At 30.4% G+C, this 13,645-nt stretch carries 9 protein-coding genes; 5 read left to right on the top strand and 4 right to left on the bottom strand.

All coding sequences use genetic code 11. The features are described from left to right. Positions 1-66 precede the first annotated feature (66 nt). From psyc5s11_RS08360 to psyc5s11_RS08370, 3 genes are all read left to right on the top strand, one after another. Positions 67-1,800, top strand: a complete 1,734-nt coding sequence (locus tag psyc5s11_RS08360) for an ABC transporter ATP-binding protein (protein ID WP_224037144.1) — start codon at positions 67-69, stop codon at positions 1,798-1,800. After that, entirely contained in the window at positions 1,801-3,540 is a 1,740-nt protein-coding gene (locus psyc5s11_RS08365; protein ID WP_224037145.1) for an ABC transporter ATP-binding protein, read from the top strand. A gap of 155 nt (positions 3,541-3,695) precedes the next feature. Beyond that, entirely contained in the window at positions 3,696-4,637 is a 942-nt protein-coding gene (locus tag psyc5s11_RS08370) for a polysaccharide deacetylase family protein (protein WP_224037146.1), read from the top strand. Positions 4,638-4,831: 194 nt separating this feature from the next. On the opposite strand, the gene psyc5s11_RS08375 is transcribed toward psyc5s11_RS08370, so the two are convergent. Further along, positions 4,832-5,470, bottom strand: a complete 639-nt coding sequence (locus psyc5s11_RS08375; RefSeq protein ID WP_224037147.1) for a TetR/AcrR family transcriptional regulator — start codon at positions 5,468-5,470, stop codon at positions 4,832-4,834. A 216-nt stretch (positions 5,471-5,686) separates the two neighbouring features. Here psyc5s11_RS08375 and psyc5s11_RS08380 point away from each other — a divergent pair, with 216 nt between their 5' ends. Together psyc5s11_RS08380 and psyc5s11_RS08385 are read left to right on the top strand one after the other, a co-directional pair. Next, the gene (locus tag psyc5s11_RS08380; RefSeq protein ID WP_224037148.1) at positions 5,687-6,394 is read left to right on the top strand and encodes a flavodoxin family protein; all 708 of its coding nucleotides are present in this window, start codon (positions 5,687-5,689) and stop codon (positions 6,392-6,394) included. A 58-nt stretch (positions 6,395-6,452) separates the two neighbouring features. Further along, positions 6,453-7,019, top strand: coding sequence for a YbhB/YbcL family Raf kinase inhibitor-like protein (locus tag psyc5s11_RS08385; RefSeq protein ID WP_224037149.1), 567 nt, complete (start codon positions 6,453-6,455; stop codon positions 7,017-7,019). A 10-nt stretch (positions 7,020-7,029) separates the two neighbouring features. Here the strand turns inward: psyc5s11_RS08385 and psyc5s11_RS08390 are convergent, their stop codons facing one another. The 3 genes from psyc5s11_RS08390 to tnpC all read right to left on the bottom strand — a co-directional run bounded on the left by psyc5s11_RS08390 (position 7,030) and on the right by tnpC (position 13,144). Further along, complete coding sequence (locus tag psyc5s11_RS08390; protein WP_224037150.1) at positions 7,030-8,283, bottom strand: condensation domain-containing protein; 1,254 nt, start codon at positions 8,281-8,283, stop codon at positions 7,030-7,032. A gap of 31 nt (positions 8,284-8,314) precedes the next feature. Continuing rightward, positions 8,315-11,335 (bottom strand): MFS transporter, encoded by a 3,021-nt coding sequence (locus psyc5s11_RS08395; RefSeq protein ID WP_224037151.1) that lies wholly within the window; start codon positions 11,333-11,335, stop codon positions 8,315-8,317. Positions 11,336-11,674: 339 nt separating this feature from the next. Then, positions 11,675-13,144: an IS66 family transposase gene (tnpC, locus tag psyc5s11_RS08400; protein ID WP_224033641.1), complete on the bottom strand. Its 1,470-nt coding sequence runs from the start codon at positions 13,142-13,144 to the stop codon at positions 11,675-11,677. Positions 13,145-13,645: the final 501 nt, after the last annotated feature.

The following is a 13,645-nucleotide window of genomic DNA, read 5'->3' on the forward strand; positions in this document are numbered from 1 at the left end:
TAATAATAAATGAAATTAGGGAAATATTCAACTTCTTTCGACTCCCTAAAGAATGGAGGATAAACTTTGAATAATTTATTAAAATTCGTAAAGCCCTATAAAAAGCAAGTTATATTAGGTCCTATATTCAAATTGCTCGAGGCAATTTTTGAAATATCAATACCTACAATAATGATACTTATAACCGATAAAGGTATAGGAACAAGAAATATTAATTATATATTTAAGATAGGAATAATAATGCTTGTTATGGCAGTTTGTGGAGTGCTATCATCTTTTACCTGTCAATATTTTTCATCTATTGCATCGCAAGGATTTGGGACAGCACTTAGAAATGAACTGTTTAAAAAAATAGGAACTTTTTCCTATAATGAGATTGATGATTTTGGAACATCATCTCTTATTAATCGTGTAACAAATGATGTGAATCAACTTCAGCTTGGTCTAGCAATGCTTATAAGACTTGCTATAAGAGTTCCATTTCTTTGCATTGGCGGAATTATAATGGCTATGTATCTTGATATTAAATTATCTTTAATAATGTATTTATCAATCCCGTTTTTTGCTTTTGCAATATATCTTATTATGAGTAAATCTCTTCCTCTTTATAAAGTAGTTCAGAAAAAACTTGATAAATTAGCACTTATATTAAGAGAAAATCTATCTGGAGTAAGAGTTATAAGGGCATTTTCCAGAGTACAAGGTGAAAAGGTAAGATTTAAAGAATCAAATGAAGAACTTGCAAGTACTGCAATTCAGGTAGGAAAGATATCTGCACTTATGAATCCAGTTACAAGTATAATAATGAATTTTGCACTTATGGCAGTAATTTGGTTTGGTGGAATAAGAGTAAATGTAGGAGGAATGACAACAGGAAAGGTTATAGCTTATATAAACTATATAAATATGGTTTTATCAGCTCTTATAGTACTAGCTAATCTTATAGTTACCTTTACTAAAGCAGCAGCTAGTGTATCTCGTGTAAATGAAGTATTTAATACAGACACAAGTATTAAGTATAGTGGAAACAGCAGCTTTAGTAAAAATAATGATAAGGATATGCCAATACTTAAATTTGAGAATGTATCTTTTTCTTATAAGGATTCTAAAGAAGAGGCTATAAGTAATATATCTTTTGAAATAAAAAGAGGACAAATGGTTGGAATAATAGGTGGTACAGGTTCTGGGAAAACTACCTTAGTTAATTTAATACCTAGATTATATGATACCACTAAAGGCATCATATTAATAAATGGAATTAATGCTCGCGATTTTAATAAAAAAGAACTTGATGATAACATAGGATTAGTTCCTCAAAAGGCTGTTTTATTCTCTGGTACTGTATCAGAAAATATAAGATGGGGAGCACAAAATGCTACTATGAGCGAAGTTAAAAAGGCCGCTGAAATTGGAATGGCCTCTGATTTTATAGAAAAGATGCCTAAAAAATATGATACATATATTTCTCAAGGTGGAGTTAATCTTTCTGGAGGTCAAAAACAAAGACTTACTATATCAAGAGCTTTAGTAAAAAAACCAGAAATATTAATTATGGATGACAGCTTAAGTGCTCTTGATTATGCTACAGATGCAGAACTTAGACAGGCACTTAAAGAAAATTCTACAGGTGCGACGGTAATGATGGTTACTCAAAGAATAAGTACTATAAAAGATGCTGATTTAATAATTGTCTTAGATGATGGAAATTTAGCAGGAGTTGGAACACATGAAGAATTACTCAAGACATCAAGTGTTTATAAAGAAATATGTAGTTCTCAAAATACAAAGGAGGCTATGTAAATGAAAAAAAGTACATTTTCTAGATTAATAGGTTATGTTTCAAAATATAAAGGTTATATGTTTGCATCGCTGATATTTGCACTTATAAGTAATGTTCTTATTGCATTTATGCCATTAATAGTCGGAAAGGCGATTGATAAAATAATTGCGGAGGGCAAAGTTGATTTTGATGGTTTAATTAAAACAATCATAATACTTGGAGTAATTTATGTAGTAAGTGCCTTATTTACATGGCTCTTTACTATAGTGGCTAATATTGTGGCTTATAGTACAGTAAAGGATCTTAGAAATGAAGCATTAAGTAAGATAAGTACTTTGCCTTTAAAGTATTTTGATAGACATCCTCATGGAGATATTATAAGCAGGCTTACAAATGATATGGACAACATTTCAGATGGATTGTTTCAAGGTATAACACAATTTTACCCAGGTATTATTACGATATTAAGTTCGCTTATTTTAATGATAAGCTTAAGTTTTAAATTAACAGCTGTAATAGTAATAATGACACCTTTTTGTTTTCTTATTGCTTCTTTTATTACAAAAAGATCTAATAAAATGTTTAAAGAGCAACAAAAAACTTTAGGAGAATTAAATGGATATATAGAAGAAATCATAGGAAATCAAAAGGTAGTAAGACTTTTTGGATATGAAAAAAGAGCAGAAGAAAACTTTGGGGAAATTAATGGAAGACTTTATAAATGTGGACAGCTTGCTCAATTTTATTCATCACTTACAAATCCAGCTACAAGACTCGTAAATAATGTTACATATATTTTAGTTGGTTTGGTTGGAGGAATCCTTTCAGCAATAAGCGGATTAAGTGTTGGTGTAATTTCGAGTTTTTTAACCTATTCCACTCAATTTTCACAACCTATAAACAATATTACTAGTGTTGCTACTCAGCTTCAAGCTGCGCTTGCATCTTGTGAAAGAATATTTTCTGTTATAGATGAAGAGCCAGAAAAGGCAGATTCTAAAGATGCTGAAAATATAACTGAATGTGAAGGAAATGTTAAGTTTGAAAATGTGTCATTTGCTTATGATAAGAAAGTACCACTTATAGAAGATTTCAGTGTTGACATAAAAAAAGGAAGCACTATAGCCATCGTAGGACCTACTGGCGCTGGAAAAACTACTATGGTTAATCTGCTTATGAGATTCTATGATTTGGACAAAGGTAAGATTACTATAGATGATAAAGAAATAAATAATCTTACTAGAGATAGTCTTAGAAATCAATTCGGTATGGTACTTCAAGATACATGGCTTTTTGAAGGAACTATAAGAGAAAACATAGCTTATGGCAAACCAAATGCCACTTTAGAAGAAGTTCAAAATGCAGCAAAGTCAGCATATATTCATAGTTTTATAAAGAGACTTCCAGATGGCTATGATACGCTTATAACTGAATCTGGTGGAAATCTTTCAGAAGGACAGAAACAACTTTTAACTATAGCAAGAGTAATGCTTATAGATCCGCCAATGCTTATATTAGATGAAGCAACCAGTAGTGTAGATACAAGAACAGAAATAAAAATACAAAATGCATTTCTTTCAATGATGAAGGGTCGTACAAGCTTTGTTATAGCCCATAGACTTTCAACCATACGTGATGCAGATATAATACTTGTTATGAAGAATGGTGAAATTGTTGAAAGAGGAAATCATAACGAACTTGTAAATAAAGGTGGAATTTATACAGATCTTTATAATAGTCAGTTTAAACATCAATTATAAAAATAAAATTTACTATCGATAAATGCAATAAATGGAATTAATGTAGGAAAAGAAGTAGTTTATGAATATAAAGATAATATACTTTATAATAAGTGTTTTACATTCTTATATTAGTGGACAGTAAATAAATTATTAAATATATAAGAGGTAGAAGAATGAAACGTAATTATATTTACAATAACAATAGAAGGAAAAATATTAAGAGAGCGAGGATTATTATATTATTTATTGCAGTTGCATTATTTGTAATTGTAGGACGAGTAGTAGTTGCTCAAAAGTTCTCAGCAAATAAGCAAGCTGTACAAGCTGTACAAGCTGTTGATAATAATTCGGTACAAAGTCAAGATAATGATAATCAAGAAAATGATAGCTCAGTAGATAAAGAAAGTAACACCAGTGTAGAGAATGTTGAATATTTGGAAAAATATATACAACAACAAATAAAAAGACAAAAGCCTGATGGTGCTGATGGTAAAAAAGTTGCTTATTTAACTTTTGATGACGGTCCATCAGAAACAGTAACGCCACAAATATTAGATATTCTTAAATCTGAAAATGTAAATGCAACTTTCTTTCTTATAGGAAAATATGTTGATAAAGATGATGCCAGTAAGAACTTAGTAAAGAGAGAAATAGCAGAAGGTAATGCAGTTGGTATTCACTCTTATTCACATGATTATAACTATTTATTTCCAAATGGAAATATAAATTTGGAAAATTGTATGTCTGATTTTGATAAAACAGATAAAGCTTTAAAAAATGTTTTGGGGCAAGATTTTTCGTCGCGTGCTATTAGATTCCCAGGAGGTCAAATGACATGGAGTAACAAGGATCCACAAGGGGCAGAGGCTGTGGACAAAGCTTTGCATGAAAAAGATTGGCATCAAATTGATTGGAATGCATTATCAGGAGATGCAGAAAGTGGACATAAAGATGCTGCACAATTAACTCAGGAGGCTATAAAAACTATAGGTAATAGAGAAAAGGCATTAATATTAATGCATGATACTTATGGAAAAGAAGAAACAGCAAAAGCTTTACCTAGAATAATAGAATATTTAAAAAAGCAAGGTTATGAATTTAAAATTATAAAGTAATTAAATAAAATATTATACAGGACTTAACTTATTTTTATTAAGATATCTGATTTAGAAATCAGATATCTTTTTTAATTAAACGAATAAACTACATATCTGAGATAATATTTGGATTGGTGAATAAGTTGCTATTTTGCCAGATATAACCTGAAAATTGAATAATACGGTATTTACCAAATATGTTATAATCACTTTTATTTTCGTGAACGAAAAGCATCACATAGTAAATTCATATTAAAAAGTATAAAATTCTCCTGATCAAGGGAAAAGTGATTTGTGAATGTTTTACCTGATACAGAAAGCATGTGAAAAAATCCTGTTGTCAAAAATTCAGCAGAATAAGTTGCACTCATTGTATCTATATCTGTACGGATACTACCATCGGCCTTTCCTTCTTCAATCACCTTTGCAACTTCTTTGGGCAATAATTCAGTGATTTTATTGAATTCTTGCTGCTTTATTGTAATTTCCTTATTTGATTTAATGTATCCAACATAAGTCATTAAATTGAATGTACTTGGAAAATTCCGATAGAATCGATAATAAGCAGACATTAAACATTGAAGTTTTTCAAAGCCGTTATGTCCATCTTGAATATCTTCTTGGAAATAAGATAGAAGTCCACTAAATCCTCTAGCTACAACTGCATAATATAAATCATCTTTGTCTGCAAAATATTGATATATAGTTTTTCTAGTAAATTGAGCTTCTTTAGCTATTTCTTCCATTGAGGCTCCGTTATATCCCATTGTAGTAAATACTTTTTCTGCTGCATTTATAATATCTTCTTCCCTTAATAGTTTTTCTTTTTCTTTTCTGGACATTGTATCCATAAAATTTTTTCCTCCTACTTGACAATTGTATTACACACAATGTATATTTAAGTTACAGTATGTAACCTTTGTATACGGATTGTGTACAAAGTATATAATATTATTTTTTTTCTGTCAAGAAACAGAAAGTATGCAGTGATGCATACTTAAAGAATTAATAGGCAGATTGGGAAGTTGTATGGGTAAATTAGGTAAGAAGTAAGAGGAGATGGAGATATGAAAAAAGATATAAAAATAATTGCATTGATTAGTAGCGGAAAAATTAATGGAAATAGTGCTAGACTTGCTAGAGAAGCACTTAAAGGTGCAGAAAAAGAAGGTGCTACAGTAACAGAAATTTTTCTTCCAAAATACAACCTTGAATATTGTACAGGTTGTTTAGCATGTCTTAAAGGGAGATGCCCTATTAATGACGATTTTGAAGAGTTGAAAAAACTTGTTAATGATGCAGATGGAATCATCTTAAGTTCACCAACTTTTGCAGGTGCTGCTAATGCACGTATGAAAAATTTTATAGATAGAATAGGATTGTTTGAGAATATGACTTCTTCTTTATTTGGAGGTAAGTATGTAGTGGGTATATCTACTGCAGGGTCAATGGTAGCAAAGAAAGTAGCCAAGGGACTTGCTTACATGGTTACTGGAAGCTCGTTTAAAAGAGGTTATGTTTCAGGTTTTCTTGGAGTAAAATTAGGTTCTAAAGATGTGAAAGATACAGAGGGCTACAGTTTAGCTAGTGAGATTGGAAGAAAAATTACAAGGGATATAAAAAATAATAAGAAGTATCATTTACAAAATTTATTTGTAAGAATGATAAATTTCTTTATATTGAAACCTTCATATAGAAAAATTATTTTAAAAGGCAAAGAAGATAATTTTAAGAGTGTATATAGTAATCTTAGGGAAAGGGGTTTAGTGGAATAAGTTTTGCAGAAAGTCAATTAGTAAATATAAATTTTAAAAGAAAGTGAGGTAATCATGAGTGAAAAAAATTGTTGTAGCTATAGGTATCTTTTTAATAATAATAGTGATGGTATTTATAAAAAGAGCTTATAGTACTAAAGATGATTATGATGTGCCTGTTAATTTAGAAGTGACTAGTACTGCATTTGAAAATAATGGGGAAATGCCAATAAAATATACTGGAAAAGGTGAAGATATTTCTCCACTTTTAAAATTTGATACAATTGATATTGATGCAAAAACAATTGCAATTATTATGGATGATTTAGATAACCCTATAGGAGTGTATAACCACTGGGTAATTTGGAATATACCTGCAAGATTTGATAATATACTAGAAGGTGTTCCAAAAGAAGAAGTTGTAAATTCTCTAGGTGAAGCTATACAAGGAAAGAGTGGATATGAAGGTAAACATTGGTATAGAGGACCATTACCACCCTTTGGAACACATAGATATATATTTAAGGTATATGTTTTAGATACAACATTAAACTTGAGTAACGATGCTGGTAAGTCTGAGTTACTAAAAGCAATGAAGGAACATATATTGCAATATGGAACATTAACGGGTAAATTTAGTGGTTAGAACGCTGGTGCTATTCATTTTCTAAAAGCTTTTTATTCTCAATAATATTTGCTATAGCGGTTTCAATATCCTTATGAATTTGTATAACTTCTTCGTCATTAAAGTAATTATCCCAATACATATAAGAAAATGTAATAGCCTGCCAATCAAGATAGTCTGATACATATAAATTCATAGGTAGAATGTCATTTTCACATGATTGGTGATGTATTGTTGCAACTGAAGCAGATGGCTTTTTGTTTTGACAAAAATACGAAAAGGAAAACTGAGGAATATACTTGCCGTATTTTCTTTCGTGTGACTCAGAAGATATTTTTGTGATCCAATCGAAATTTTTATGCTTATAATAATCTGTGGACTGTTTTTGAACTGACTTAAGCAAATCAAAAAAATCATTATATATAGTGAAATCAAAAATTACTGGAACTGCGATTTCATAAGTACCTATGCTATTTTTTTCATTTGCTCCTAAACGATTTCCAATAGGGATTTCAAAGTAAAAACGCTTGCATCCGGTTTTGTCAGTTATAATTTGTGCAAGAACTACAACAATCAAAATATGTGGTGAAATATTGTTTTTAGAGCAATACTCAAATAACTCCTCTTTTAGTTTTTTGCTTGTCTGAAAAGTCAAATCTTTAATTGGAGAATAATTTGTATCAATAACATCCCTAAAGAGATAATCACTTTTAGAAATTTCTAAAAATCTATCTTCCCAAAATTTTTCATCTATAAGATATTTTTGACTTTCATTATAACTCTTTATATTATCTAAATGGTTGTAAAAAGGGTGCCATTTTATTTCTTCATTTTTGTTGAGTAAAATCTTTTGAATCTTCTCAGATAATAATAACGCTGATGTCCCATCAAATATTATGTGATTAAAACTAAAGTGTAAATGATAATAAGAACCTGCAATTGAAAAAATAAATATGTAATAAAGTTTATCTCTATTGTTTATTTTTGTTTTTCTGACTTGGTTGCAAAAGCTTTCATATTCTTTTTCACTAGAAAAACTGAAAATAGGAAAATCATGCTTATCATATGGTAGGAATTCCATATACTGACGGCTGTTTTTTACAATACATCTTGCCCCAAAAACATCAGATTCCTTTATACATTTATCAATTGCAAAGGAAAGTTCATCAGAAGAAAAGCTTTCTGAAAATTCCATGGAATATGATATTTGTATAGGGATACTCTTGTTTGCTTCATTAATATTAAAAATATATTGTTGTTCATCACAAATCTGTAGAATACGCATAAATAATATAGCCTCCTTCTAATTTCAATAATTAAACATCATCTAAAAAATTCTCATTTTTATTACAATCCTTTTTGTCAAGATTAAACATTAGGAATAATACTGTTAAAGCAAGGAAACTAACGCCAATTATCAAAAAAACCTTCTTTATACCAAAAATCATGGCAAAGGCAAATATGTAGGATTGACCCATACCAGCAATACCGATAACAATATTGCTGAACGCAAGAGTGCTACCTTGCCCGTATTTGATTGATTCAGGCAACTGAGTAAGATAGATGTTCTGCACCGATTGAAAAAAGCTATCGGCAAAGGCAAAAGCAACACAGGAAATCACAAGTCCAAAAACAGATTGATTAAGCCCGTAATATATTATTGCGCTAGACACAACAACTGTGGATATAATAAGTACAATATAGGAATTAAATATAGAAAGAAGCTTTTTTGTAAGAAACGGACCAAGACAAATGGATATTAGTCCAAAAGCAATTACAATATATGAAATTGATTGTTCGCTAAGACCATAGCCATTTCCTGCCAGTGGAAGGAAATAGTCAATAAATCCTAAACATAGGAAATATGGCACAGCTAAAAAGAAAACATAACCTATTACTTTTTTATTCCTCACAAAACTAAAAAAACTCATGCCAGCATTATCTTCGACTAAATCTGTAGTAACGGGAACATTATTCTTGTTGTAAAAAAGAATGGATGTACAAAAAAGAATAATGAGGATAATAGCGGAAACAACATATACACCTCGATAACCGAAGTAGGCCATTACAGTAGCACCCATGCCAACGCCAAAAATAATTCCAGCTTGGCCACCTGCACTGCTCATGGTAAATCCTTGCGTTACACGTTCTTCATCAGGTTGCATAGCTACCATGGTATCCAAGACATTGAGTATCATACCTACACCGGCTCCAAATAAACTTCTAGCAATAAGGAACTGTAAAAACGTGGTAGAGGTAGCTGCAGTCAGCTCGCCGGCTATAGCAAGAATGGCACTGATGGCAAGTAACCGATGAAGTGGAATTTTCTTTGCAAGATTGCCAGAAACAAAGGCAAAGATGCCAACAAACAAAAGAGTGGCTGAATAGGAAATTGCCACAGCAATCTCTTTTGGAATACCAAAGGTTTCACTGTATAATTGCATAGCAAACAGCGGACCACAGACTATGGATATGGAGTAGGCAGTTTGACCCAAAAACATTTGAGTTCTAACGCAGCCTGAGTCAATTAGTTGACCAGGTGCTAAAGAACGCTTTGAGAAAAACATCTTTATAAAAAAGATAATTTCTTTTAAAAACAGTAAGGAAAGCAGCAAAACTACAGCTATTGAAATAATGATTTCTGTTTGCTTTACTCGCATTTCTTTAATAAAATGTTCTTTATTGAATCCAACCTCAACAGTACCAATTACCTCGTTATTTGAAATTATAGGAACTTGAACCAGACAATAAGAACCAAAGTAACCCACATAGTCTGGGTAAACCAGTGTGTTCTTCTGAATTAATAAGTCGATTGAATCTTTGTCTGAAATCTCTAATGGGTATATAGATCCGGCTTCTTCAGGCATAGCCAAAATAAAATAAAGTCTTTCATTAAAGAATTTATTAATTCCAAAATAAATATCTGCGTCCCAGGCGTTATCTTTTTTAGTTAGTCCTGATTCATCTACAAATAAAACAGGATTATCTGAATTGCTTGAATTATTATTAAGGAAATTCACTATATTTTTATAACTTTGCGAGTTGAAATCTTCCAAAGAATCTATATTTTTTACATCCTCTGGGGAAATATTTTTTGCTATTAAGTTACCAATAGAAGAAATTTTATCAATTGAGTTGTCTTGATAAGCTTTGTAAGTAATGTTTGTATAATTAGCAATAATAAGTGCTGATATTGCTACAACAATTACTATCATCATAAAATTATAGGTGAAGTCTGTAAATCCTACTTTTTTGTAGTAATATATTGCAAAAACTATAATTAATCCAAATCCAAAAAGAATCAAAAGAAGACCGCAAAACCAGGTTGAAATAATGCGAGCGTGTTCCTTTGAAGAAAATGGAAAGTCTGTGTTTATGGTCGTTAGAATTTCTGTATTAACATTAAGCAGAGAAATACCATAACTTGATGTTAGAGTAACTTCATTTTGGCTGGCACTTGTAATGGAATAATAAAGAGCAGGATCTGTGAAAAAGTCATCACTTTTCTTCATAATAGCTATTGTCTTAAAGATTTCACCGTCATAAAACTTTACAGTTCGTGAACCAATATCCGAAATAACAGGATGACCATCCATGAGCGTCATGGAATATGGAATATTAAAGCCACTTTCTTTTGAATAAGAAAGTAGTTTGGCATCATTTACATTTGTTGCTATTTTATAAACATTGCCAAGAGCTGTAATAGCATAAAAAATTTCTTTGTCATGATCATAACAGTATTTTATGGCGTGCTCTTTTTCGTCGTCCCAGGAAACAGAGGCTTTTAGCTGGGATTTATTGTTTTCTTTCAAATTTATAGAATATAGAAGAAGTTTGTCATCTGTTCTTGTGACAAATGTAAGAGCATCATCAAAAAACTGCAAATCCATTATTTGGCTTGTTTTATCAAAAAGATGATTAACAGAATATGAAGCAGAATATATACTGCCTAAAGATTTACCCGAAGCAGAAAACTCATCAATTGAAATGTTGGAAATGGCGGCATCATTAACATAATGATAATTTGTTACAAATATTCTGCCATCAGGAGCTTGTACAAGTTCTTTATAACTTGCGTCAGTATTTGTATATGTCCATTTGCATTTACCTTCTCTATTTATTCCAATAATGCGATGATTTCCTTTATCAATATAGTATTGGTCTCCGTTGTCTACAACTTTGGAGAATATAGGTGAAGATAATTCTGGACCATTTTCAAATGGTTTATACGAAAAACAATCTCTGTTAAAATAAACATTTACAAAAGATGCTACAACTAATATGAATGTAATAAAAATTAAAAAATAATAGGATTTTTTAGAAAAATTAAGTTTCATAATACCCTCGCAAAATTTATTAATAATAAGGTTGGTTACTCTCTGAAAGTTCTTTTTTTAATCAACAAAAAATGTCATGTTTTGTTGGTTAAAAATGCATTTAATATTAAAATAATAACATATTTTATTTAATTAGGAAAGTTGATTTTCAGCTGGTTTGAGTCAGAAATAGAGAGCAATAGGAGCTATGCTAGGTTTAGTATAGTTCTTTTGTTTTGAAAAGATAATAAAATCTGAGTAACTATTCAGCTGTAGTCATTTAAAATTTTAATAGATATACTTTTAGGTATGGCAAATAGGGGTATCAACTTATTCTCAATACCCCTAGAAATATCTTAGTTAAACTAAGGTCGGATCGATTATATTTGAAGTAAATACTGATTTTATACAATCCAAAGTATTCAAGCTATTTTTTCGAACCGTGGATACATATCCACGAATTCTAGTAAATGCTTTTGCGCCATCTTTACTTCTAAATGTTCCAGAGATTTTTTGTTTAACCTTAGTCATTCGTAGATCACGCTCTGCAAGATTATTATCAAAAGGTATTTCAAAATCATACATAAAAGCAAGTATTTGATTTTTATAACCGCTTAATCTATTTAATAGATTAAGACTAGTACTTTTCTTTACTTTCTTTTTACTGTATGCTTTACTATTTGCTATATAATCTTCTTTGAAGCCATCTTCTAATATTTGATCATATCTTTTTTCAAAGGCTTCAATTTTATCTAAAGTTAAGGCATTGGCAGTATTCCAAGATAAATCTACTTCTTTTTTTATTTCTACTAATAGATTTTTCAAAGGCTCTGCCCATTTTTGTTTTTCTAGCTCTGATATAGCATTTAACTCTCTTAATATGTGAGCATTGCATAAAGCGTGCTCACAAGAGTATTGATGATATGTCTTCCAGCAGTCATGTACTGCTGTTCCGGTAAATTTAGGTAATATATTTATATCATCAATAGCTTCTTTACCTCGTTTTTCATGTGCTTCATAATAAGTATATTTATCATTTGAAGCAACATGTAGCCATTGGCGTTTTTTATCTATATATATTCCAGTTTCGTCATAATGTACAGCACCTTGATAATTAGTTATTGCATTTTTTATATTTTCTTCAACAAGTTCTAATTTTTCATGACAGTTATTATTAAAATTGACTATTGTACCTTGACTTAAACTTATATTAAACATATCAGAAATCAATTCAGCACCACGTTTAAACGGAATTAATTGATATTGAGTTAAATAAACAGCTATCGCTTTTACTTTATCGCCATATTGAACTGTGTTTGTTATTCCCTCAGGGAATTTACCGGTGTTTTTTCTTCTACACTTTGGACATTTTTTAACTTCTGATCTATGTTCAGTAACTTTTACTTTAGTCTCTGGTAGATCAACCACTTGTCGTACAATTATACTGTCCGGAGCTACATCCTGTAAGGATTCTCCGCAAATATCACATTTATCTACAGTGTGTACAATTATTTCATCTGGATTTTCAGTAAGCTCAAGTGTCTTTCCATCATGACCTTCTTGACCACCAGGTTTTTTGCCTGATTTAGTTCTTAAAGTTTTAGTTTTCTTTTTAAAACCATCTGTCGATGGTGGTTTGCTACTGTTATTACTATTCTTTTGAGTTTGTTTTTCTAAAGATTGAACACGCTCACCGAGAGCTTTATTTTCTTTTGAAATTTTTTCTACTTGAGAATTTAGACCTTTTATTTCATTTGTAAGTTCTTTTATAACACTCATAACTTGCGTTAATCCTTGATTATAGATTTCTATAATTTTGCCTTCGCTCACGATAGTCACCACCTTATCATTAGTTTTTTAAAAGACAATATTTATAATACCAAAAGCTAAGAATAATAGGAATAATTTTTTGAAAAATTATTTAATATATAATAAATTTATTCAATAGCTGAATAGTTACAAATCTGAATTAAATTGAAATATTTTGAAGGGGATGAAAAATTTATGACGAATAACTTAAAGTACTGATGTAATATGTCATTAGAAATTGAAGCAGTTAAAGAGGGAAGTTCTTTTAATTGAATTGATAGAAAATATGTGAAAAACTGGGGGTATGGGAACTCGATTCAATAGAGGAGAGTCCAAAATAGTATTAAAAAACTAAAAGAAGGAGTATTCTAGTTATGTCTATAATAGGAAGCTGATATGATTTTATTAAATGAAATTTAAAGAGTTTTAGAATAATAATTGAGCGTAAGCGGTATCACAAGTAAGGCAGATTTATAATGAAATACAACTTGCCATTATTCATATTAATGGGGAGTTAATATG

The organism is Clostridium gelidum, assembly GCF_019977655.1.
In the GTDB taxonomy this organism is placed as follows: domain Bacteria; phylum Bacillota; class Clostridia; order Clostridiales; family Clostridiaceae; genus Clostridium; species Clostridium gelidum.